Origin of the sequence: Hyphomicrobium sp. (assembly GCF_047600905.1) — a bacterium.
Taxonomy (GTDB): domain Bacteria; phylum Pseudomonadota; class Alphaproteobacteria; order Rhizobiales; family Hyphomicrobiaceae; genus Hyphomicrobium_B.
The window spans coordinates 1,694,618-1,718,662 of sequence record NZ_JASGKD010000001.1; the positions used below are offsets into that span (position 1 = coordinate 1,694,618).

Here is a 24,045-nt window from a genome sequence, read left to right on the forward strand (position 1 = left end):
GGCCGGACCAACGTGCACGTCGTATCGGCCGGCATGATTTTCCAGAGCGCCGGCGAAACGCGCTGTTTCCTGGCTTTTTGACCGGCGCGTCCCCGCCCCCGATCAACGTCTCCACATCTTATCCTCAGCCATCACCGTTCTCTTCGATCGCTGTCGGATCGCTGGTCCGGCCGACGCGAATCAGGTCACTTCGGATGGAAGCCAAGTGATTGAGAAGAAAGCGGAGTTGCGGATGAAACTGGGTTCGGCACATGCGCCGTTGGCGGTCTATATGCTGGCCGATCACCTCGACGCCGCACTCGCCGCCGGTGAAGACATCGTGGCGCGCGGCAGTCGGTGGCGCGAGCTTGCCGAGCGGGTGGGCGATCCAGCGGAATTCGCCGCGCGGCAGCGCAAGATCGCCGACGAGATCAGGGGACTCGAACTGATGCTCGTCGCGCGCGTCCTGAAGGCCCGAACGCACGCCGTGACGCTGACCGAATACGACGATCGTTTCCGCACCGTCGCCCGGCTGTTCGCCTCTGGGACGGCCATTCTGCTCGATGCAATCGAGGAAAGCGGCGATGCGCGCGGCGTCGACTTCGACACCGGCGACGAGATCATCGCCTATGTCCGCAGCCGCGGCCTCATCGCGCCCGACGCGGCGGACGTCCGCCGCGCGTCCGACCTGACGATCGACGACAGCTTCCTGGTGGCGAAGCGCATGGCTCTCGGACCTCTGCTCGATATGGCGGCAGCGTTCCTCGATGCTCTCGACGTCCAATACGATCTCTTCGTCGAAGAAGAACCGGCGGCGAAGCGCACTCTCCTGCTCGACTTCGACGAGAGCGAACGCGTTCCCCTGAACTGACGGCGGGGCACGGCCGACGCGGCCCAGCGCGCGCGGTAGCCCGATCTTGCAACACGCCGCGAAGTGACAACCGTGCGGCGAGCAGAGTGCGATGCGACGGCGGGCGTGGGCTTTTTCTCAGCGGCGGGTGATGGTTCGCTTGCCGTTTGTGCCGCTACCGAGCGATCGAAATTGGCCGCGATCGCGGGCGGCACGGCCCCATCAACTGAGGCGACGCGCGTCTGATCGGTGCGCAGCACGTTGGCAAGCGCCGGCGTCATCGTTTTGACTGCCGTCAGCATCTTGCTCGCGACGGGCGCGAAGACCGAGGCCGACATGGCGTCGAACGCCATCGCCATCATCATGCCGCCCTGCGCCTGATCGAGAGACGCGAAGGCGCCGATCGGTCCGGGCACCGGTGCATAATGGCGGTTGCGCTGATACGTGGCATCGATGATCGATGGCGCGGACATCACACGCGTCTCTAGCTTGGCGACGCCGCTATCGGCAAAGCCGAGCTTCACGGCGGTGGCGCGAGAAACGTCGAGCTTGCGCTGACGCCAGTACGGACCGGCATTGTTGACGCGAACGACAGCGGAATTGCCGTTGTCAGGATTGCGGATGAGGAGAATTGTACCGTCCGGGTAGATCGGACTTGCGGCACTATCTGCTTCGTTCGGACGAAACGCTTCGCCCGACGACGTCAATCCGCACGGATTGAGCCGATCGCGGCGGCAATCATCGTAATAAGATGCCTCGAAGACTTGATCGCGGCCGACAACGGCGACCATTTCCGGGATGCTCAGAACGCGGTGACAGATACCGTTGAAGCAATACGTCTTTCCCGGTGTTTTTGCGTCGGCAGGAGTGCTGCCTAGTGTTGTCAGCGCCATCGAGAACGCTGCAGCGCTGCACAAAGACCCAACCACGGCGCGCGCGCGCCCAGTCCAACCAAGTCGCGAAATCATTCCCTACTCTCCGTCATAGCCGGCGCGGGCCAACGCGCCGTGTGCCTCCGTGAGTTCCAGCTGAGCGGAACAAGACCCCAAACACGAACGGAGCGACGTTAGAGAGTGCAACGCACAACGACAATCCAAGAATTGCAGTTACAATGCCGCAGTAATCACAAGTTATTTCATCGTGTTGCTTCCATCAGTTTGACTGAATTCTGCGCTGAAGGGCCGCCACAATGCCTATCCAGGCCGCAACAACTGCGGCTTATACGCATCATTTTACGACTATCGCGAACGGAACAGGATTCTCTGATTGCTCCGAATTACTGCGTATGCGTCTCTTCCCGCCGAAAATGCTGATGCGTTGGTAATCAGCGGGTGTGAGTGTGTTGATGCGTTTTCTAGTCCTCGTGTTGCTGTCTTTTCTCGCGGGCTGCGCGTACGATCCGCCGGTGGAACGGATCGCGGCGAAAAAGCGCCCCGCCGAAAGAAAAGTGGCGATGCAGACGCCGATAAAGCTCAAGGAAGAGCCGCGGCCGATCAGCAGATCGCGGTTTTCAGCCAATACCCCGCTTAAAATGATCCGCGTGAAAAACTGCGATTGCCCGGAAGATTTCGATGCCGCCGTCTGCGGCGACCGGAGCGCTTATGCATCGTTGTCTCCGAACTGCCCGTCGAATAACGCTTCGCCGGACCGCTAATCCCGCTCAGAGGTTCAGCGCAGCCTTCAAGGTATCCGCCGCCTCGTTAAGCCGTGCGGGATCTGAGCACCGCAAAACCAGATCGGACACGGGGCGGCCGTTGCGCAACTGCGGATAGCTGCCCATCGCGACGTCGCGATAGCGTTTCTGATGAGCTGAGAAAACGTCGGCGATTTCGCTTTCAGGTCGGTCGACGGCGATCGTAACAGACAAAAGCCTGTCACCGGTTTTGAGGCCCGGCGTCACGGCTTCGAGCATCGCGCGCATGATGCTCGGAACTCCGGCCATGACGATGACATTGCCGATGCGAAACCCTGGGGCCGCCGAGACCGAGTTGTCGATCAGTTCGGCACCGAGCGGAGCGCGCGCCATGCGCAATCGCGCGGGCGTCACTTCCAGTCCCCTGCCGGCGTAATAATCGCGCAGCATTTTTTCAGCGCGTGCATCGATATCGACCGCAACGCCGAAGGCCCTGCCTATGCTGTCGGCCGTGATGTCGTCGTGGGTCGGTCCGATGCCGCCCGTCGTGAACACATACGTGTAGCGCAGGCGGAGCGCGTTGACGGCAGAGACGATTTCATCCTCATCGTCGGGAACGACGCGGACTTCTTTCAAGCGGATGCCGATGCTCGTCAGGTGCTCTGCGAGCGCGCCAATATTCTGATCCTTGGTCCGCCCCGACAAAATCTCGTCGCCGATGACCAGCAGCGCCGCCGTTACGATCCGTTCTTCAGCCAAGGTGTCCGCTCGTCTTTTTTATCATTGCGGCACCGTCATAGCACCGGCGAGGGCCACGCGAAAATACTTGCCGATGGCGCGGCAACGCCGATATGGCGTTGGGTCATGAAATTCGATCGATCCCTCATCCCAGGCATACTCATCCAGCGGTACAAGCGCTTTCTCGCCGATGTTACGACTGCGGGCGGGGTCACGGTGACGGCCAGCTGCCCGAATACCGGATCCATGCTGGGATTGACGACGCCGGGATCGAAAGTCTGGCTGTCGGATAGCGACAGTCCCACGCGCAAATATCGCCATACGTGGGAAATGATCGAGACCGATCTCGGGGGCGGGCCGCATCTCGTCGGTATCAACACGGGGCGGCCGAACGCACTGGTCACGGAGGCGATCGGCGACGGCACGATCGTGGAGCTTGCAGGATATTCGACGCTCCGGCGCGAGTTGAAGTACGGCCTCAACAGCCGGATCGACGTGCTTTTGGCCGGCGGCCGCGACCCGCGCGATTGTTATGTCGAAGTCAAGAACGTGCATCTGATGCGCGAGAGCGGGCTTGCCGAATTTCCCGACAGCAAAACGGAGCGCGGAGCCAAGCACTTGCGGGAACTCATCGCGATGGTCGAAGGCGGCCATCGGGCCGTCATGGTGTTTCTTGTGCAGCGCAGCGACGCCGAACGATTCAAGCTCGCTGACGACATCGACCCGGCTTACGCTGCGGCTTTTCAGGCGGCAGCGGCCGCGGGCGTTGAAATGCTCTGCTACAAATGCGAGCTCAGCCCCACGGAAATCGCAGTTGAGAAGCGCATCGAGATTGCGGATCTTTAATAAGAAAGCCGGGCGAACGGCTGAAACGCAAAAGAGAGAGGCAACGTACTCTCCGGCATACGGCGTTTAGGGCGCCGATTGGGAAACGCAACCAAGGTGAAGACAGATGTATTCACGGCGCGATTTTTCGAGATTTGGCCTCGCGCTCGCGGGCGGCATCGCGGCGCTCAAGTCAGCTTCAGGGCTGGCAGCCGATGCTTCGAACAAGACCTTCGAGGTCACGAAGACGGACGAGGAGTGGCGCAAAGAGCTGACGCCCGAGCAATACCAGGTGCTGCGCAAGCAGGGCACCGAGCGGGCGGGAACATCGCCACTCGACGCCAACGATGCGCCCGGCACGTACTTGTGTGCGGGATGTCAGCTGGCGCTTTTTTCCTCGGAGACGAAGTATCATAGCGGTACCGGCTGGCCGAGCTTCTGGAAGCCGCTCGACGGCGCTGTCGATACCGAAACCGATAACAGCTATTTCATGACCCGCACCGAAGTTCATTGCCATCGCTGCGGCGGTCATCTCGGTCACGTGTTCGAAGATGGACCGAAGCCGACGGGTCTGCGCTATTGCATGAACGGAGTGGCGCTCAAGTTCGTGCCCAAGGTGGCGTGAGCCAGGTTATCGTGCTGCCATCACGCGCTTCGGGCGAGAGACTGCGTCTTGCCCGAAGCCAGTAACGCGGTCGCCTCTTCAGGTGGCAACGGACGCCCAAGCAGATGGCCCTGACCATAGCCGACATTCAGAGCGCGCAATTTCTGTAGTTGCTCGTCGGTCTCGATGCCTTCGGCGACGATCGTGCAGTTCAAGTTCTTGGCGAGCTGCGAAACCGAGCGCACGATCAAGTCGCTTTCGCGCGAGCGCCCGAGCCCGCTGACGAACAGCCGATCTATCTTGATGCGGTTGAGCGGGAAGCTCACGAGATAGCTCAGCGACGAGTAGCCCGTGCCGAAATCATCGAGCGCGATCGATATGCCGAGCGCCTTTAACCTTCTGAGCTGATCGAGCGTCGCCGGGTCGTTCTGCAACAGGCTCGTCTCGGTTATTTCCACTTCCAGCCTGTTCGCTGCCACCCCTGACGCCTTCAGCGCCCGCTCGATGTGCTCGACGATATCGTCGGACGCGATCTGAAGCGGCGACAGATTGATGCCGACGGCGACGTCGGACGGCCATTGCGCCGCCTGTGCGCAGGCTCGGTCGATGACCCATCGGCCGATGTCGTTGGCCATCCCCATTTCCTCGGCGATGGAAAGGAATTGACCCGGCAGGACAATGCCGCGTTCGGGATGGCGCCAACGGATAAGAGCTTCGAAACCGGCGATGGAATCATCGGGCAGCCTGCGGATCGGCTGGAAGTAGAGGTCGAATTCGTTCTGAGCAAGGGCGCCGCGCAGGCAGCGTTCGATCGCCTCGCGTTCTTCGGCGAAACGCAGCATATCGGCTTCGAAAATGCGTTGTGAATTGCGGCCCGCCGATTTGCCGGCATACATCGCGAGGTCGGCCTGCTTCAGGAGCAGATCGCCGCCCGCGTGGTCGTCGGAGGCAATCGATACGCCGACGCAGGCGCCGATCTGGACGCGCTGGCCTTCGACGAAAAACGGCTCGTTCAACACCGATACCAGCCGTTCCGCGAGATAGGTCGCGGTTGCCCGGTCGGGGATTTCCTGCGCAACGACGGCGAACTCATCGCCACCGATGCGGGCCACGAGATCGCCATCGCGCACAGTGTTGGAGATGCGCGACGATACCATGCGGAGCACGGCGTCTCCCGCGGAATGACCGAAGGCATCGTTGACCCGCTTGAAGCCGTCGAGATCGATATAGAAGACGCCGTATTCGGCCGACTGCTGCTTCTCCGACGCCAGTCCATTCAGGCGCGCCATGAAGGCGCGGCGGTTGGCGACGCCCGTCAGACCGTCGGTCATCGCCGCACGCTCTGTTTCTTCGCGCGACGTTTCGAGAGCCGAGACGGTGTCCCTCAACTTTTCGACGGCTTCGAGCCGCTCGGCGAAGATGCGGGCGTTGGACGTGATGAGGCCGATGAGAAAGGCGAGGAAGCTCAGTCCCAACGCGCCCAGAATCAAATGGTTGTCAAATCGGAGGAAAACGCACTTGATCGTCAGAGGGAGGAGGATCGTCGCGGCGTAGAGCGTGGCCGCCGCTGGAATCGGTGCCAGCAGAACGCTGCCGCTGGCGGCCATTCCGACGACGAGAGCGACGAGAATGACCTCGCTATCGCCCAGCGAGCCGCTCCACAAGATGCCTAGCACTGCCCACGGTAGAGCGAGAAGGACGCTGAACACGAGAGCATTCCGAACGGAGCGGAACGGCGTCTTCTTCGTGTCGGAAACGGTAAGCGCGTCAATGTGCTTGCCATAAGACCGGACGCCGACGAACCCGCAGATCGCGAGGGAGGATATCGTCCAGATCACCAGGTCCGAAAACGCAACGAGGCTGCGAAAGGCTATCGCAGCAAGCACGACATTGATCGCATACCCGACCATGGCCGGAAACGTCGCCCGCGCGATGCTCGCGAGCTGTTCGCGGTGGACGGTCGTCCAGTTCCGGTCACGGAAAGTATCAGGAATTTTCACTTCACTCGCCTAAGCGCCTGTCGGGACAGGCCGAGACTAGGCAGCACCCCTTAACGATCCGCGTTGACCCGACGAATTTTTTCCTAAGTTGCTGCCACGGCTATAACTTCCGTAGCGATATCGGACATTGTTCGACGAACGTCGAACCTTCAGCCGCTAATCTGCTGATATTGAGTATAAATTGTCGCAGGGAGTGGAATTGTGGAAGGCGCGCTCCGGCCCGGTTGCAGCGGGCATGTTTCCGCCATTCGGGCGGCCGAAGGGCATGGGGGCACGAGATGCAGAAGCATCGCTTGCCGGGGCAACGGATTTAGCTGAACGCTACGTTTCCCTCTCCGGGTGTATGGGAGAGGACTTCTGGGCGCTCAGACGTTTTGGGACTGCCGGAAGTTCTGATGAGAGCTGAAAAGAGACACTATGGCGCTGATGCGGTGGGTTTCAACGGTCGTCGTTATCGGGGCGATAGCGGGCGGCGTCTATTATTACACGACGCATAATGGCGCGCCCGAAAGCGCGAGCCAGAGCGCCCGCACGCGTAACGGCGGCTTCGGCGGGCCGGTATCGGTGATCGCGAAGAATGCCGAGACGACGGACGTGCCGGTGTACCTCGAAGGCGTCGGCTCGATCAAAGCTCTCAACACCGCAACGATCCGCGCCCAAGTCGACGGCCGGCTGCTCAGCGTCAATTTCAAGGAAGGCCAGGACGTCAAGCGAGGCGATGTCTTAGCCAAGATCGATCCGGCGACCTACCAGGCCCAACTCGATCAAGCGGTAGCGAAAAAGGCGCTCGACGAAGCGTTGCTCGCCAACACCAAGCGCGATCTCGAACGCTATCAGAAGGTCGGAACGCTGGCGATTTCGCAGCAGCAGATCGACACGCAGACGGCGCTGATGAAGCAGCAGGAAGCTCAGATCAAGTCGGACGTCGCGGCAATCGAAAATGCACAGGCGATCCTTGGCTACACGACCATCGTCGCGCCGTTCGACGGGCGGACTGGCATCCGACTCGTCGACGAAGGCAATCTCGTGCACGCCAATGACACGGCCGGCATCGTCGTCATCACGCAGGTGCAGCCGATTACGGCACTGTTTACGCTGCCGCAGCAGCAGCTCCCGACGCTGACCAAGGCGATCGAGGCCGGACCGCTGACGGCGACCGCGCTTTCAACCGACAGCCAGACGGAACTCGACGTCGGCTCGCTCAAGGTCATCGACAATCAGGTCGATCAGCAGACCGGCACGATCCGGCTCAAAGCCGAATTTCCGAACGAAAAACGCCAGCTGTGGCCGGGGCAGTTCGTCAACGTGCGCCTCCTGGTCGATACGCTCAAGGGCGTGACGGTGGTGGCGACCGAAGCGGTGCAGCGCGGCCCGGACGGCACTTATGTTTTCGTCGTCGATAGCGACAACAAAGTCTCGATGCGGCCGGTCGAGGTTTCGCGTCAGGACGACAAATGGGCCGTCATTGCCGATGGCGTGACGCCGGGCGAGAAAGTCGTGACAAGCGGCTTCGCCCGTCTGAAGGAGGGCTCGACCGTCTCGATCAGCGACGGGACGTCGGCACCTGGATCGCAAAAGCCGCGGCCGGATAAATCCGCCGATGGCAAGAAGTCCGCTTCGGCCAACGGCACCGATCCGTCGGCACAGGCACCGACCGAGGCCGCGCTGGTCACCGGCTCGACCACGAACGAGCGCAAGCATCATTCCCACCATCGGGACAACGGCGCATCGCCATGAGTGTTTCCCGGCCCTTCATCGAGCGGCCGATCGCGACATCCCTGCTCGCGATCGCAACCATCCTCGGTGGCATCCTCGGTTATCTGGCGCTGCCGATCTCATCGCTGCCGCAGGTCGATTTTCCGACGGTTGAGGTGACGACCGAACTGCCGGGCGCCAGCCCGGAGACGATGTCGACGCTGGTGACGGCGTCGCTCGAGCGCCAATTCGGGCAGATACAGTCGCTGGCGTCGATGTCATCGACCAGCTCGTTTGGCTTGAGCCGGATCACGCTGCAGTTCGCGCTCGATCGCGATATCGACGCCGCCGCGCAGGACGTGCAGGCGGCGATCAACGCGGCGGGCTCGACGCTGCCTAAGAGTTTGCCCTATCCGCCGACCTATTCGAAGGTCAATCCGGCGGATACGCCGATCGTCACCCTGGCGCTGACGTCGGACACGCAGTCGCTCAGGTCGCTATCGGATCTCGCCGATACGCTCCTTGCCCAGCGGCTGGCTTCGGTATCGGGTGTCGGTCACGTCTCGATCGAAGGCGGCATCAAGCCTGCGGTGCGCGTCGAAGCGGATGTGTCGCGGCTCGCGAGCTACGGCCTCAGCATGGCAGACCTCAGCGCCGCCATCGCAAGCGCCAACGTCTCCGGTCCCAAAGGCTCGATCGACGGGCCGAAGCAATCCTATACGATCGCCGCCAACGATCAGATCGATCAGTCCAAGATCTACGAAGACGTCATCATCGCCTACCGCAATGATGCGCCGGTGCGCATCAAGGACGTCGCCAAGGTGAGCGACGGCCTCGAAAACACGCGCGTCGGCGGCTGGTACAAGGGCAAACCTGCCGTCATCGTTGATGTGCAAAGGCAGCCTGGCGCCAACGTCATCGAGACGGTCAATCGCATCAAGGCGGAGCTGCCTCAGGTCGAGCGGTCGATGCCCGCCGGCGTCAACCTGCAGATTGTCAGCGACCGCACCGGCACGATCGAAGCTTCGGTCCATGACGTGCAGTTCACACTCGTCTTGAGCGTCGGGCTGGTCGTCATGGTCGTGCTGCTGTTCCTGCGCTCGATACGCGCGACGATCATCGCCGGCGTGGCGCTTCCGGTTTCGCTGATCGCCACGTTTGGCGTTATGTACTTCTGCGGCTTTAGCCTCGACAACCTGTCGCTGATGGCGCTGACGATCGGAACCGGCTTCGTGGTCGACGATGCCATCGTGATGATCGAGAACGTCGTGCGCCACATCGAGAAGGGCGAGAAGCCGATGAAGGCCGCCCTCGAAGGCGCGCGCGAAATCGGCTTCACCGTGATATCGCTCACCCTGTCGTTGATCGCGGTCTTCATTCCGCTGCTGTTCATGACGGGCCTTGTGGGCCGCATGTTCCGGGAGTTCGCATTGACGCTGACGATCGCGGTCGTCGTCTCGGCGGTCGTGTCGCTGACGCTGACGCCGATGATGTGCTCGAAGCTTCTGCGCGGCGGTCACGACGAGAAATCCGGCGTGATCGGCCGTTTCATCGAGAGCGTTATTCGCGCCTACGATCGCTCGCTCGAATTCGTGTTCCGGCATCAGGGCGCGACGCTGCTGGTTGCGGTTCTGACGCTCGCAGTCACGATCTGGCTCTACATCATCATTCCGAAGGGCTTCCTGCCCGACCAGGACACCGGAGCGATCACTGCGGTGGTTGAAGGCGCGCCGCAGATTTCCTTCGACGAGATGACGAAAGTGCAGAAGGACGTCGCAGCGATCGCCGCGAGCGATCCGGATGTCGCGGGCGTCGCCTCGATCGTCGGCATCGGGCAGCTCAACGCCACTCAGAACGCGGGCAGCCTCAAGATCATGCTGAAGCCGCGCGACGAACGCGAGGCCAACGTCGTGGAGATTATCCAGCGGCTGAAACACGCGGTCAGAGCCGTGCCCGGCACGATGGTCTATTTCCAGCCGGTGCAGGACGTCCAGATTTCGACGCAGACGAGCCGCGCGCGTTATCAGTACACGCTCACCAGCACAGACGCCGACGAAGTCGCCGAATGGTCGAGGAAAATGACGGATGCGCTGAAGGCATCGCCATTCTTGCGCGACGTCGCGACCGAGGAAGTCGACGGGGGGCTGATCGCCCGGATCGATGTCGACCGCGTCACGGCCGGCCGCCTCGGCGTGACGATGCAGGCGATCAACGATGCGCTGAGCAACGCTTTCGGCCAGCGGCAGGTCTCCACCATCTATGAGCAGGCGAACCAATATCGCGTCGTTCTCGAAGCCGCGCCGCAGTATCGCAGCGATCCCTCGCGCCTCAACCGGCTCTACGTTGCATCAACGACCGCGGGAACGCCGGTGCTCCTGACGGCCGTGGCGACGATTAAGTACGGGACGGCGCCCCTCGCAATCAGCCATCAGGACCAATTTCCGGCAATCACGATCAGTTTCAACCTGGCGCCCAAGGCGTCATTGAGCGACGCATTGGCTGCGATCGACACCGCCAAAAAAGAAATCGACCTGCCGGCGACGGTGGCTGGAACGTTCTACGGGGACGCCGCGGAATTCTCGAAATCGCTGAAGAACGAGCCGTGGCTTATCCTAGCGGCGATCGTCACGATCTACATCGTGCTTGGAGTCCTTTATGAGAGCCTCATTCATCCGTTCACAATTCTGACGACGTTGCCGTCGGCGGGTATCGGCGCGGCGCTGGCTCTTGAACTGACCGGCAACGACCTGTCGTTCGTCGCCTTGATCGGCATCATCCTGCTGATGGGCATCGTCAAGAAGAACGCCATTATGATGATCGACTTCGCGCTCGATGCGGAGCGCGAGCGTGGGCTGTCGCCGAGGGATTCGATCAAGGAGGCGGCTCTGCTGCGCTTCCGCCCGATCATGATGACGACGCTCGCCGCGCTGTTCGGCGCGCTGCCTCTGGCTCTCGAGAGCGGAACGGGATCGGAGCTCCGAAATCCACTTGGCATCACGATCGTCGGCGGCCTGCTGCTCAGTCAGTTGCTGACGCTTTACACGACGCCGGTCATCTATCTGGCGATGGAGCGTCTCAGAGCGCGGCTCGGCGGCGCGCGGGCGCTTGATGAGCATGGCGAACCCATCACCGTAATGCCGGAGCGCCCTGCTTCCGCAGCGCCGGGCAACCGTGAGGCGGCGGAGTAGACGCATGAACGTCTCACGCATCTTCATCGAACGGCCGATTGGAACGGCGCTTCTGGCGATCGGATTGTTCCTGGTCGGCGCCGTTGCCTATATGGTCCTCCCGGTCGCGAGCATGCCGTCGATCGAGTTTCCGACCATTCGTATCATGGCCTCGCGTCCCGGCGCCGATCCGTCGACGATGGCGGCCAGCGTCGCCTCGCCGCTCGAACGCAGGCTCGGCGAGATCGCCGGCGTCACCGAAATGACATCGACGAGTTCGCTTGGATCGACGTCGATCTCGATGCAGTTCGATCTCAACCGTAACGCCGATGGTGCGGCGCGCGACGTGCAGGCTGCGCTGAATGCCGCGACGGCGGACCTTCCCGGCGATCTGCCGCAAGTGCCGACCTACCGGAAATACAATCCTTCCGGCGCACCGATTCTCATTCTGGCGCTCACGTCCAAGACGATGACGACGAGCGACATCTACGATACGGCGGACACGATCATCGGCCAGCGGATCTCGCAGGTCGAGGGCGTTGCGGACGTGACAGTCAGCGGCGCGGATCAGCCGGCAACGCGAATCCAGATCGATCCGGCGCTCGTCGCGTCGATGGGCATCAGCTTCGATGACGTCAAGAATGCCGTTTCGGCGGCCAATGACCTGTCGCCGATCGGCTCGATCGACACGGCAAGCCAGACGATCGTCCTGCAATCCAATGCGCAGATGACGGACCCTGAAGACTACGAGGATATCGTCGTCAAGAACCTGCCGAACGGTAATGTCGTCAAGGTCGGCGACGTCGCCAAGGTCGTGAGGGCGACGCGCAACGCACGTTCGATCGCGCGCTTCGGCATGGACCCGGCCGTCCTGCTCATCATCACCAAGACGGCAGAGGCCAACGTCATCGACACGGTCGACCGGGTGAAGGCCATTCTACCTCAGCTCAGGGAATGGATCCCGGCGGGCATCGACATTTCCATTCTCACCGATCGGACGACGACGATCCGCGCGTCCGTCCACGACATGCAGTACACGCTCGCATTGACGATCCTGCTGGTGATGTCGGTGGTGTTCGTGTTTCTCCGGCGATCGACGCCGACCATTGCCGCCGGCATTACCGTTCCGCTTTCACTTGCCGGAACATGCGCGGCGATGTGGGTCGCCGGATTCTCGATCAATAACCTGACGCTGATGGCGCTTGCGGTGGCCGTCGGCTTCGTCGTCGATGATGCGATTGTGATGATCGAGAACGTCTACCGGAATATGGAAAAAGGCATGAAGCCGATGGCGGCGGCGCTGGAAGGCTCGCACCAGATCGGCTTCACTGTCATCTCGATCTCGGTGTCGCTCATCGCAGCGTTCATCCCCGTGCTGTTCATGACCGGAATTGTCGGACGGCTTCTGCACGAGTTCGCAATGACGCTGACGTTTGCGATCGTCATTTCCGCGATCGTGTCGCTGACGGTCACGCCGATGATCTGCGCGCATTTCATCAAGGCCGGGGCGGAAGAGCATCGCAATCTCGCCGACCGGATGTTCGAAGGTATTCTGAACCTCGTCGTGCGGGCATATGCCTTCACCCTCAGGATCGCGTTGCGCAATCAGCTGATCATGCTGACGATCTTCATCGCGACCATCGTTCTGACCGTGCACTTCTACGCGGTGCTGCCGAAGGGCTACCTGCCCGAGGACGACACAGGGCTCATCATCGCTGCCACGGAAGCGAACGCGGACGTCTCCTTCGCTGAGATGAAACAGCTTCAGGACGAGGCACTGAAGGTCATTCTGGCGGACCCGGCTGTCGACAACATCGGCTCGTCCGTCGGTGCGGGCGGTCCCAACCCGACGCAAAATCAGGGCCGCATGTTCATCAGCCTGAAGCCGGTCAATGAGCGCGGCAACGTGCCGACCGCTGAGGTGATCGACCGGCTACGCAAGCCGCTCGGAAAAATCGTCGGACTTGCGACACGATTGATGCCGTCGCGCGATATCCGCGCCGGTGCGCGTTCGGGCAAGGCCGATTATCAATATACGCTCTGGTCTTTGAGCGATGATGATCTTTACACCTGGGCGCCGAAGGCGCTGGCCGCAGTACGCGCCATTCCCGGCGTCGTGGATGTGAGTTCCGACCGCGAGGCCGGCGGCCTGCAGCTCAACGTCAACATCAATCGTGACGTCGCTTCGCGCATGAATGTGGCGATTGCCGACATCGACAACGCCTTGTCGAATGCGTTTGCCCAAACCCAGTTTTCGACCATCTATACCGACCGCAATCAATACAAGGTCGTCATCGAAGCCGATCCTAAACTGCAGCGTCAGCCGGAGGATCTAAAGCGGATCTACGTTCCGACGATCGACAGGTCGATGCAGGTCCCGCTTTCAAGTCTCGTCACGCTGACACAGAGCGTCGCGCCGCTGGTGGTCAACCATCAGGGACCGTTCCCGGCCGTGACGATCAACTACAGTCTGAAGCCCGGCGTCAGCATGGACACCAGCCTGCAAGCGATCGACACAGCGTTGCAGAAACTGCACATGCCGGATTCGATCCGAGGCGAACCGGCGGGCGACGCCAAGGCGTTCGTAGAGCAAGCGCGGATGCAGTCGCTGCTGATCGTCGCCGCGCTGATTTCGATCTACATCGTGCTCGGCGTTCTCTACGAAAGCCTCGCGCATCCGCTGACCATCATCTCGACGCTGCCATCGGCGGGGCTCGGCGCACTGCTCGCGCTGCAGATGGCGAGCATGGACCTGTCGGTGATCGCGCTGATCGGCGTCATCCTGCTCATCGGCATCGTCAAGAAGAACGGCATCATGCTGGTCGACTTCGCCATCCATGCCGAGCGCGAGCAGGGCCTCTCGCCCTATGACGCGATTTATGATGCGTGCCTGCAGCGATTCCGGCCCATTCTGATGACGACGCTGGCGGCGCTGCTCGGAGCCATCCCGCTTGCGGTTGCGATCGGGCCCGGCTCAGAGTTGCGTCGCCCACTCGGCATCACGATCATCGGCGGCCTCGTCGTGTCGCAGATCCTGACGCTTTACACGACCCCGGTGATTTATTTGATGCTGGAAAGGGTGAAGGGGCGGTTTGGCAGGGCTGGACCGACGGCACAGATTCCGGCCGCTCCAGCACGGTCGCAGTAAGCAAAACCAAACATATCATTTCGCGCGCCTGGCCTCCGCGCTAGAGTGGAGGTCGCAACGTTCATTCACAAATTCGAAGTATATGGACGCGCTAGCACAGCCCTATCGCAATCCTGGTTCTTCGCGAAATTCCCTCGACGCCCGGAACGCACAAATGAGCGTTGATCAAGCCCAGACAACAGACAGTTCGCCTTCAGACCGACTTGAAGCCGGCGGGATCGCGCTACAACCATTGCAGATTGCGTTTTTCGGTCACGACTGGACGGAAAGCACTATCAGGAAGCGAGTTGATGCGTTCGAACGGCGGAATGCGCGCGTCTCCGGCTTCATGTTTTCCCGCGACCATGACAAGGCTGCCGCGGCGCCGTTCTGGCCCAATATCGATCTCGGCAAGACGCGCGACGGCAATTACGGACGCAGGCTTATTCAATTGCTGGCGGCGTTTCGCACGATCTGGTGCAACCGAGATCGTTTGCGTGCTGCCGATATCATCTATGCCCGCAACATCGACATGCTGTTTATTGCTTTCGTTGCGAAACATTTATGCTGGTCAAAGGCGCCGCTCGTCTATGAAGCTCTCGATGTTCATCCCGCTTTTACGAGGCCTGGGCTCTTCGGACGAATGCTCAGGTTTTCGGAACGCCGACTTCTTTCTTCGATCTCACTTCTGGTTGTCAGCTCACCGACCTTCATGGAGCGCTATTTCGAGCCAGTTCAAGGTTATGCCGGATCGTGGTTTCTCCTTGAGAACAAGGTGTCCTCAGCGCCGGAAATGTCCGCATCTCGTCGACGGGGTGATGGCGCGCCATGGATCATCGGCTGGTTTGGCGTACTGAGATGTCGTCGCAGCCTCCGCGCGCTTCAAGAACTTGCCGCCCGGCCCTCAAGCAATGTCGCCGTTCATATTCGTGGACTTCCGTCCGAGACTGACGGCATTACCAAGAACGTCCTCGAACGAGTGGCCAAGGAAACACCTAACGTGCACTATTACGGAACCTATCAAAACCCGAAGGATCTCGTTGAAATCTACGGCGCGGTCGATTTGACGTGGGCGGTAGATTTCAGTGCGAGCGGAGCCAACTCCGACTGGCTAATTCCAAACCGTCTTTACGAGGGCGGACTGCACGGCATCCCCGCCCTGGCGCGAATGGACACAGCGACCGGCAATATCGTCGCCAACGATGGCCGGGGCTGGGCCTTGGCTGAGCCATTCGAAGACTCGCTTGAGGCTTTTTTCGCTACGCTCAATCTCACTGACTACGATGCAATGGCCGAGCAGGTCAGATCGAAGCCGCGGTCGGCATTCGTCGATACCCTAGATACTAACCGATTGCTTCAGAAATTAGCGCAGATTTGTCGCCGCGACGATGCCCGGCCAAACTGCGACTATGGCCCGTGAGTGCTGAGCGTTAGGGACCATTCCATGCTCCAATCCTTCGTGCGAATTGGCCATTTCTCAAGAATGCTCGGGCGGGGGTGCGTTTTTGGCACCGTGGCTATGGCAGCGGTAGGTATTTCGTGCCTAACCGCTAACGCGCGAGCCGACGAACAAACAGGAAAGTCGTTCGTCGAACGCTTCGACCGGCTGAGCCGCAGTTTCTGGTACGTTGCCGACGGCTGGGCAAACGGCGATTGGCAGGCGTGTACCTTTTCAGACAACAACGTTGCCATCGCGGACGGCGCCTTGAGCGTCGAATTGAAGGCGCAGAAGCTCAAGGACCGCGACTATTCCTGTGCATCGGTCCAATCGACACAGGTATTCGGATACGGAACATATGAAGCCCGGATGCAGTCGGCTGCGGCGTCGGGCACCGTCAGCGCGTTTTTCGCTTACGCCGGCGGTCCGCCGCTCAATCAGCCCGGAGATGAAATCGACTTTGAAGTCCTCGGGCGCGATACCAACAAGGTGCAGCTCAATTATTTCGTCGACGCAAAGCCGCAGGGACCGCAGTTGGTCGACGTAGGCTCCGATTCATCCAAAGGCATGAACGATTATGCCTTCGAGTGGGCTCCGAACGCGCTTCGCTGGTACATCAACGGCAAGCTGGTGAGAGAAGTCATAAAGTCAGACAACATGCCGTTTCCAACGCACAAAATGCGCATCTTCCTGATGATCTGGAACAGCATGACTTTGACGGATTGGCTGGGTCCGTTCAAAGCGCAGTCGGAAACGCTCGCCGCGCGCTTCGCATGGGTCGCCTTCACCAAGGCCGGCGAGAGCTGCCAGTTTCCCGAATCCCTCCTTTGCAAATTGAAACGGTAGCTTCAGCGATAGCGAGATTTGGAATACTCGGCGTAGTTTCGACCGAACGCGCCGGCGAGGTATCCGGCGCCTCTACAGATCGTGAATGCGCTGGCAACGAGACGATGTGCCCGCCCGGGCGTCGCCAACGTCCAGATGATGCGCAAAGCGCCGTAGCCGAGTCGGAGCAAGCCCTTCCCGATATTTTTCAACATCGCCGATGGCCCGCCGGTTCGCAAATTGATCAAGCGCGCTTCCGTTATGCCGGTGCGATACCACCGTCGGAATAGCCAGGGTGGGTGCATGCGCGCAGCCGGGATCGCATCCCAGACGTAGGCGCTCTCGCACCAAGCAATCTTCTGCCCTTTGTCGAGGAGCTGAGCGATGAGGTGCGTGTCTTCGCCGCCTGTCTCGTTGAAAGCGTCGTCGAAGCGGATATCGAATTTCTGCAGCCGAGTGATGTCAACCAACACGTTCGCCGATGATGCGTCGGTGACGAACCGACTGAGCACGGCTGGCCGGTACGTGTAACACTCCACAGGCAGCCAGCTCGGTGGAGGCGCCGCAAACGCCGGCAGGCTCGGTCCTGCAACCATCGCCGCGCCGGTGCAATCCATGGCCTCGTCGAGTTTTTGTAGCCAATCGCCCGACGCCATCTCATCGTCGTCGATGAAGGCAAGACGCGTTGCACCGATGCTGACCGCTTCGGCGATGGCCGCGTTCCGGGCATTCGACAATCCCTTTCGCGGTTCTCCGACATATCGAAACTCAAAGCGTGGACAGTAGGCTTGTCCGATGCGAGCGGCGGATCCGTTGGGTGAGTTGTCGACGACGATCACGGAAACATCGGCATCGACGCGGCCCGCAAGCCGCTGCCGGCCGATCGATGCAAGCACACGTTTCAGTCCACCCAGTCGATTGTAGGTGCAGATCCCAACCGCGAGTTTCGAATTCGAATGCGCAGGGAGGGGAATGAAAGGTGCGATCGCTTCTGGCGTCAACGTTTCCAGAGCGGAGGCGGCGATGAGACGGTCGGCCTTGCCGAAGCAGGACTGCAAAACGTTTTGAAGTTCACGAAAAACTTGGGCCGGAGAGCTTGCGTCGCCTGCCAGGTGTTTGGCGCGGATAGCAACGCGCTGCGGATCCCGCTGCAGCGCCTTACGCAATGTTTCGACATCTGGAATGTCGTAGAGATGCGGGAGCTGCGATCCATTTTCGCCGATGATGATATCGGCGCCGAGCGATTCGGCGCAATCGATCGCGGCAGAGCTCCATACTGTCGCCGCAGCATCGTCGGAGCGAAGAAAGACGCACCAGTCTTTGTCCGTTTGTACGAAATCCGAAATTGGCTTCGATTCATCATCAAGCAACGCGAGGCGAGGAGTGCCCGCGGCTGCTTGGATGGCAGCCGCTGAATCGGTCCGATTAGATGCGTCCGAGACGACGACCGTTGCCGATGTCTTATTCTGAGCGAGAACGGCCCGGGCCGCATCAAGCGTACCACCTGCGGACAACCGTGCCAGAATGAAAACCGTGACAGCGAACGGTCGCGTTCTTCCCTCGGTCACCTCTGGTATCGGATCCGTTTGAAGAACGTTCATCTGATCTGCTTAACCAAGAACGAGAACCGCTCCAGTCCTCGCCGATTAATTCTGAGCGCCCAACAATTCGGAGGCCAAATAGGCGACCTCGGTCCGGTTTTTTGCGTTGAGCTTCTTCATGATATTGCGCACATGAACCTTTACGGTGCTCTCACACATGTTGAGTTCATAGGCGATAATTTTATTGGCTTTGCCTTTCCGCAATGCGTCGATTACGGCAATTTGCCGACGGGTGAATATTCCTTCCCAATTCTTTCCCGTTCGCGGCATTTCTTCCGAAAGCTGCTTCGCGGCCATCCATGGATAAATCGGAAAATATTGGCCGCCCGCCATGACCAGTCGCAGGGCATGCCCGGCCAACTCCAAGGAGATATCGGTCGGCATGAAGCCTTTGGCGCCATTTTCCATCATAGTCATGATGAACGAGCCATCGTCTGAATCGGACATGACGACCAAGGGATCATTGCAGCCCGACGTCGCCAACTGATTGAGCTGAGAGGCGGTTTCGGCAGCACTCATTCCCATGGCGCACAGCACGACGATTGCCTCTCCGGAACGGCTATCGCGCGCCAAATAGTCACGGACGCTCGCCAAACCGATACAGCCGAAGTTCACGATGTTCGAAAAGCTAGAAACGATGCAATTGCGAACGAACCCTCGTGGCTCGATCACGATTAAAAGACGTTCAATTGACGGAGTTAATGGAGAAGCGTCACCCGAATTGGAATTAACTAATCCAATTTTCGGAGGATCGGTCGCCGTCAGCGCAAAACCGGCGACTGCCTCGGTTTGTTGAAAAGGAGTACTCATATTTACACACTCTCCGTTTCAATACATCTATCGACGAGCGGGACTAACCCAGAGGTAAGTAACATCACTTTAGAGTTACAGGTAATTTTTTGTTTGTTTACATCTTATTCTTTGGGACCGCAAATGGGAGGATCTTGCAATATTAATGTCACACCCCTCCGACTTACGTTTGCCGGCCGCTGCATTCACCCCGGGCCTAATTTTGGTGCTTTTTGGATTTGGGAGCGCACCGAATGAGAGATATGCAAGTCGCAGGCCAATAATCCGCCGACCCGATTTCAGACGCTTGAAGGCGCGAACTCGTCGCCGAAGTGCCCCGTCGTTAATCAAGCTGGACAGAAAATTAACTCTGAACTTATGCGTTAACTATAAATGCCATAGTCAAAATGAACGGCAAAGGAACGACACAGGGATGTCCCCTTGCCTCGAGGCGGTTTCGACAGCCGCCTATCAAGCTGCTTGTTCAATTTTCAAAACGGCGGGGAGCGTGCGCACGAGAATAGAGATGTCGCGTGCAAATGACCATTTTCTGAGATACTCAGAATCCAGTTGGACCCGTTCCTCGTAGCTTGCCAGACTGCGGCCACTGATCTGCCAGAGGCCGGTTACACCCGGTCGCGCACCGCAATAATCGTGAGCAAGCTCGCCGTAGCGTTCTAATTCTTCGACGACAACCGGGCGCGGTCCCACGCAGCTCATGTCACCCCGAAGGATGTTGAAGAGCTGGGGCAATTCATCGAGGCTCGTCTTGCGGAGGAAATAGCCCAACTCGGTGACGCGCGGGTCGCGGGTGAGTTTGCGGGTGCGGCGCCATTCCTCGGCGGCGAGGGGGTTATCTTTCAGATACTGCTCAAGCACAGCGTCGCCGTCCGTCACCATCGTCCGGAACTTCAGGCAATCAAAGCTCCGGCCGCCATAGCCGACACGGCGGTGGCGATAGATGACCGGTCCGCCGGTCGCCAAACGCAACGAGACTGCAATCAGACAGAGAAGTGGCGAGAGAGCCACGACCGCAGCTAGCGCAACTAGCAAATCAAACGCACGTTTGAGATGTCCGCCGATTGGCTTGGAATATTTACCGCTGCCGGATTGCAGCAGTCCGAGAAGAAAAGCCTTTGACCCGAACTTCCGATCTAACAGGCGTGGTTCCGATCGCCGCTCCGAAACGACTACAGGACCACCGCCGGTCTGTTCAACGGTCGAGCCTCCAAACGAAGAGAACACCGACATAAATTACAACGCCCCGCTACGCGTAAAATCGAACTCATTGTTACGGCTTTTTTTACTATTTGGGCACTGCACAAAAAAGCCAAGCGAGACAAAAGATGTAAGTCCGATGATTGCATCGCGGCCCTAAGCCGAAGGTATTACGATGGCTGCCGTCACGCTTCGTGTTTTAGCTGCATATCATCGAAGGCACGCGGAATGCATTGGGCGCCAGTCATATATGTCGCGGATTTTTTTCAGAGGTGCTGGTGAGCAACGTCGTTCTTTGTCAAAGATGACCGCGATATTTAGATACGTTCCATTCAATTTGATGAATCGCCAAATTCGATCGCCCTTTTCGGCAATTATTAGGGTTTAGCGGGCACCAACGATCAACCAGGTAGGAGCGCCATCAATCGGCGATCGCGTAGGGAGAAGAATTATGAAAGTGCTGGTGACCGGACATCAGGGATATATCGGCACGGTCATGGTGCCTATGCTTCTGAAGGCGGGGCACGAAGTCTCGGGTTGTGACAGTTACCTTTACGAGCGTTGCACGTTCGAGACCGGAGGCTCGATTGCCGAAGTTCCCGCCATCCGGAAAGACGTCCGCGATTTAACCGTCGCTGATTTAGCGGGATTCGATGCGGTCATTCATCTTGCCGCGCTGTCGAACGATCCGCTCGGCAATATCAATCGCGATCTCACCTTCTCCATTAACCATCGTGGCAGCGTTCATGTTGCAAAGGTCGCCAAAGAAGCCGGTGTAAAGCGCTTTCTTTTGGCGTCCTCGTGCAGCAATTATGGCCAAGCGGGGGATGATTTCGTCGATGAGAACGCACCACTCAATCCGGTGACGGCTTACGGCGAGTCGAAAGTGCTCGCTGAAAGAGATATCAAGCTCCTCGCCGGCGACGGCTTCTGCCCGACATACATGCGTCCGGCGACGGCTTATGGGCTCTCGCCGCGCATGCGCTTCGACATCGTTCTGAATAATCTTGTCGCTTGGGCCGTGACTCGCGGGCTGATCTACCTCAAATCCGACGGCACCCCCTGGCGGCCGATCGCGCATATTGAAGACATTTCCCGCGCGTTCATCGCTGCGCTCGAAGCGCCGGAAGAAGTTGTCTTCAATCAGGCGTTCAACGTCGGTCAAACGGCCCATAATTACCGGATTTCTCAAATCGCTGATATCGTGGCGGAGGTCGTACCCAATTGCCGCGTCGATTATGCCGAAGATGCCGGGCCCGATACGCGCTGCTATCGCGCGAGTTTCGAGAAGATCGCTATGGCGCTTCCGAAGTTCAAACCGCAATGGGACGCGCCGAAGGGTGCTGAACAGGTGTATGATGCGTATAAGCGTGCAGGCCTGACACTCGAGGAATTTGAGGGCCCGCGTTACCAGAGAATTGCCCACATCCGGCAATTGCTGGCCCAGGGCATCCTGGATGAAAATCTACGCGTTAAAAGTCCCGCGGCGGATCTTGTTTCCTAAGCTCGTCAAGGACTGTCCCATTTGGCGCGTTCCCTGCAAAGCAGGAACGTGTCAACAGCGTTTTCCATATTGATTACATTCAGAGCGGATCATGAAATTCACGGAAACCAAGCTTCGAGGGGCATTCGTGATTGACCTCGAGCGGCGAGAGGATTCGCGGGGCTTTTTCGCCCGCGCTTTCTGTCAGCGGGAATTCGAGCAACACGGTCTCAAAACCACGATCGCGCAAGCGAACATCGCTTCAAACCTGAAGGCAGGCACGCTTAGAGGCATGCATTTTCAATATCCACCCGCGGCCGAAACGAAGCTCGTCAGGTGCACGAGAGGGGCAATCGTCGACATCATCGTCGATCTGAGGCCTGAGAGTCCGACATTTCTCGATCATATCGCAGTCGAGCTGAACGAAGAAAACCAAAGCGCTCTCTATGTCCCGGAGCGCTTCGCACATGGTTATCAGGTTCTCAGAGACAACACCGATACAAGTTATCAGGTTGGCGAATTTTATTCGCCGGAAAACGAGAGCGGTTTGATGTATAATGATCCGAGATTTGGATTGAAATGGCCATTACCGGTCTGCGTGATTTCGGAAAAGGATCAGAAATTTCTCTCCTTCGATGAGGTCGAGCAGGTTTTGCGGCAGCGAATGACCGTAAATTAATAGCCAAGCTTTTGTTTGTACCCGTGGGTGAAATCATATGTTTCTCGTAGACAGCGCGCTCAAGCGCAGAGCATCAGAGGGCCGTCCCATCCGCGTCGGTATCGTCGGCGCCGGGTTCATGTGTCAGGGCCTCACAAATCAAATTAATAACAGCGTTCCCGGAATGCGGGTCGTTGCGATCTCCAACCGCAAACTGGAACGGGCGGCGGATGTTTTCCGTTACGCGGGTATCGATGCCACCATGGCCGACAGCCAACGTCGGCTCGACGACACCATCGCGTTGGGATTGGCGGCGGCCACGGATGATCCGATGCTGTTGTGCCGCTCACCGCATATCGACGTCATCGTTGAGGCGACGGGGGCTGTGGATTTCGGGGCGCACGTCATCATCGAAGCGTTCAAGCATGGCAAGGACGTCGTGCTGATGAACGCCGAAGTCGATGCCACGATCGGGCCAATCCTGCAGGTCTATGCCAAAAAGTACGGCGTCATCCTGTCCGCCTGCGACGGCGACGAGCCGGGCGTTCAGCTCAACCTTTATCGCTGGGTCACCGGCCTTGGCCTGACGCCTCGCGTGATCGGCAACGTCAAAGGGCTTCAGGATCCCTATCGCAATCCGACGACGCAAAAAGGTTTTGCCGAGAAGTGGGGTCAGAACGCCGCGATGGTGACGAGCTTCGCGGACGGCTCCAAAATAAGCTTCGAGCAGACGATCGTCGCGAACGCCACCGGTTTTAAAGTCAAATCGAGAGGCATGTCGCGCGGCCTAGAGTACCGGGGCGACGTCATGCAGATCGGCCAGCTCTACGATATCGACGAGTTGAGAGAGATCGGTGGAATCATCGACTACGTCGTCGGGACACCGTTAACGAAAGTTTACGTTCTCGCCGAACATACCGATCCCAAGCAGAGGCACTATCTCGAACTTTATAAAATGGGGCCAGGTCCTCTCTACTCCTTCTTCGTCCCCTATCACCTCGTGCATTTCGAGGTCCCCAATGCGATCGCTCGGGTCGCGCTGTTTCGAGATTCCCTGGCGCCGCCGATCGGCGGCCCGGTGGTCGAGGTCTGCGCCGTCGCCAAGACCGACCTGAAGGCCGGGACCGTCCTCGACAATTACGGGATGTATATGACGTATGGGGAAGCCGTTAACGCCGATGAAATGTCCTCGCAGCGTTATCTCCCCGAAGGGCTGGTGGAAGGCTGCAAGCTTAAGCGGGATATTCCGAAGGATGCGGTGCTGACCTACGACGACGTTGAACTTCCTGGCAACCGGTTTGCGGATAAGCTTCGTGCGGAACAGTACGTGCATTTCCGTGGAGAGGGCTGGCTCGACCAACTCTTGAAAGTAACGGCTTAGAGAAAAAATGCCCGACCACGGTCTGAGTGCTTAG

18 protein-coding genes and 1 pseudogene are annotated in these 24,045 nt (G+C 59.2%); 13 read left to right on the top strand and 6 right to left on the bottom strand.

Features of this window, described 5'->3' with window-relative positions; all coding sequences use genetic code 11:
• Nucleotides 1-232 precede the first annotated feature (232 nt).
• On the top strand, nucleotides 233-850 hold the full coding sequence (locus QM780_RS08325; protein WP_415070008.1) for a hypothetical protein: 618 nt from the start codon (nucleotides 233-235) through the stop codon (nucleotides 848-850).
• A 228-nt stretch (nucleotides 851-1,078) separates the two neighbouring features.
• Nucleotides 1,079-1,210 (top strand): hypothetical protein, encoded by a 132-nt coding sequence (locus tag QM780_RS08330; RefSeq protein WP_415072084.1) that lies wholly within the window; start codon nucleotides 1,079-1,081, stop codon nucleotides 1,208-1,210.
• A 116-nt stretch (nucleotides 1,211-1,326) separates the two neighbouring features.
• On the opposite strand, the pseudogene QM780_RS08335 reads toward QM780_RS08330, so the two are convergent.
• Nucleotides 1,327-1,797: pseudogene (locus tag QM780_RS08335) on the bottom strand (septal ring lytic transglycosylase RlpA family protein); the annotation flags it as partial.
• Nucleotides 1,798-2,174: 377 nt separating this feature from the next.
• Between QM780_RS08335 and QM780_RS08340 the strand changes: the two are divergent.
• Nucleotides 2,175-2,483 carry a hypothetical protein gene (locus QM780_RS08340; protein ID WP_415070009.1) on the top strand — a complete coding sequence of 103 codons (309 nt, stop codon included), beginning with the start codon at nucleotides 2,175-2,177 and terminating at the stop codon, nucleotides 2,481-2,483.
• Between the two features lie 6 nt (nucleotides 2,484-2,489).
• On the opposite strand, the gene QM780_RS08345 is transcribed toward QM780_RS08340, so the two are convergent.
• A complete protein-coding gene (locus QM780_RS08345; protein WP_415070010.1) occupies nucleotides 2,490-3,221 on the bottom strand; it encodes a competence/damage-inducible protein A in 732 nt (243 codons plus the stop codon).
• A 105-nt stretch (nucleotides 3,222-3,326) separates the two neighbouring features.
• Here QM780_RS08345 and sfsA point away from each other — a divergent pair, with 105 nt between their 5' ends.
• A complete protein-coding gene (gene sfsA, locus QM780_RS08350; RefSeq protein WP_415070011.1) occupies nucleotides 3,327-4,046 on the top strand; it encodes a DNA/RNA nuclease SfsA in 720 nt (239 codons plus the stop codon).
• Between the two features lie 106 nt (nucleotides 4,047-4,152).
• Nucleotides 4,153-4,650 carry a peptide-methionine (R)-S-oxide reductase MsrB gene (gene msrB / locus QM780_RS08355; RefSeq protein ID WP_415070012.1) on the top strand — a complete coding sequence of 166 codons (498 nt, stop codon included), beginning with the start codon at nucleotides 4,153-4,155 and terminating at the stop codon, nucleotides 4,648-4,650.
• 20 nt (nucleotides 4,651-4,670) lie between these two features.
• Here the strand turns inward: msrB and QM780_RS08360 are convergent, their stop codons facing one another.
• Complete coding sequence (locus QM780_RS08360) at nucleotides 4,671-6,629, bottom strand: putative bifunctional diguanylate cyclase/phosphodiesterase (RefSeq protein WP_415070013.1); 1,959 nt, start codon at nucleotides 6,627-6,629, stop codon at nucleotides 4,671-4,673.
• A gap of 417 nt (nucleotides 6,630-7,046) precedes the next feature.
• On the opposite strand from QM780_RS08360, the gene QM780_RS08365 reads away from it, so the two are divergent.
• From QM780_RS08365 to QM780_RS08385, 5 genes are all read left to right on the top strand, one after another.
• Nucleotides 7,047-8,366: an efflux RND transporter periplasmic adaptor subunit gene (locus tag QM780_RS08365; protein ID WP_415070014.1), complete on the top strand. Its 1,320-nt coding sequence runs from the start codon at nucleotides 7,047-7,049 to the stop codon at nucleotides 8,364-8,366.
• Nucleotides 8,363-11,512, top strand: coding sequence for an efflux RND transporter permease subunit (locus QM780_RS08370; RefSeq protein ID WP_415070016.1), 3,150 nt, complete (start codon nucleotides 8,363-8,365; stop codon nucleotides 11,510-11,512). Before QM780_RS08365 ends, QM780_RS08370 begins: the two co-directional genes overlap by 4 nt.
• 4 nt (nucleotides 11,513-11,516) lie before the next feature.
• Nucleotides 11,517-14,639 carry an efflux RND transporter permease subunit gene (locus QM780_RS08375; RefSeq protein WP_415070017.1) on the top strand — a complete coding sequence of 1,041 codons (3,123 nt, stop codon included), beginning with the start codon at nucleotides 11,517-11,519 and terminating at the stop codon, nucleotides 14,637-14,639.
• Entirely contained in the window at nucleotides 14,584-16,038 is a 1,455-nt protein-coding gene (locus QM780_RS08380; protein ID WP_415070018.1) for a glucosyl transferase, read from the top strand. Before QM780_RS08375 ends, QM780_RS08380 begins: the two co-directional genes overlap by 56 nt.
• A gap of 99 nt (nucleotides 16,039-16,137) precedes the next feature.
• Complete coding sequence (locus tag QM780_RS08385; RefSeq protein WP_415070019.1) at nucleotides 16,138-16,902, top strand: family 16 glycosylhydrolase; 765 nt, start codon at nucleotides 16,138-16,140, stop codon at nucleotides 16,900-16,902.
• 2 nt (nucleotides 16,903-16,904) lie between these two features.
• Here QM780_RS08385 and QM780_RS08390 read toward each other — a convergent pair whose 3' ends face one another.
• The 3 genes from QM780_RS08390 to QM780_RS08400 all read right to left on the bottom strand — a co-directional run bounded on the left by QM780_RS08390 (nucleotide 16,905) and on the right by QM780_RS08400 (nucleotide 20,522).
• The gene (locus QM780_RS08390; RefSeq protein ID WP_415070020.1) at nucleotides 16,905-18,482 is read right to left on the bottom strand and encodes a glycosyltransferase family 2 protein; all 1,578 of its coding nucleotides are present in this window, start codon (nucleotides 18,480-18,482) and stop codon (nucleotides 16,905-16,907) included.
• Nucleotides 18,483-18,527: 45 nt separating this feature from the next.
• Nucleotides 18,528-19,292, bottom strand: a complete 765-nt coding sequence (locus QM780_RS08395) for a LuxR C-terminal-related transcriptional regulator (protein WP_415070021.1) — start codon at nucleotides 19,290-19,292, stop codon at nucleotides 18,528-18,530.
• A gap of 450 nt (nucleotides 19,293-19,742) precedes the next feature.
• Nucleotides 19,743-20,522, bottom strand: coding sequence for a sugar transferase (locus QM780_RS08400; RefSeq protein ID WP_415070023.1), 780 nt, complete (start codon nucleotides 20,520-20,522; stop codon nucleotides 19,743-19,745).
• Between the two features lie 418 nt (nucleotides 20,523-20,940).
• On the opposite strand from QM780_RS08400, the gene QM780_RS08405 reads away from it, so the two are divergent.
• From QM780_RS08405 to QM780_RS08415, 3 genes are all read left to right on the top strand, one after another.
• Nucleotides 20,941-21,993 carry an NAD-dependent epimerase/dehydratase family protein gene (locus tag QM780_RS08405; protein ID WP_415070024.1) on the top strand — a complete coding sequence of 351 codons (1,053 nt, stop codon included), beginning with the start codon at nucleotides 20,941-20,943 and terminating at the stop codon, nucleotides 21,991-21,993.
• 91 nt (nucleotides 21,994-22,084) lie between these two features.
• A complete protein-coding gene (gene rfbC / locus QM780_RS08410) occupies nucleotides 22,085-22,651 on the top strand; it encodes a dTDP-4-dehydrorhamnose 3,5-epimerase (protein WP_415070025.1) in 567 nt (188 codons plus the stop codon).
• 37 nt (nucleotides 22,652-22,688) lie between these two features.
• Nucleotides 22,689-24,011 carry an NAD(P)H-dependent oxidoreductase gene (locus QM780_RS08415; RefSeq protein WP_415070026.1) on the top strand — a complete coding sequence of 441 codons (1,323 nt, stop codon included), beginning with the start codon at nucleotides 22,689-22,691 and terminating at the stop codon, nucleotides 24,009-24,011.
• Nucleotides 24,012-24,045: the final 34 nt, after the last annotated feature.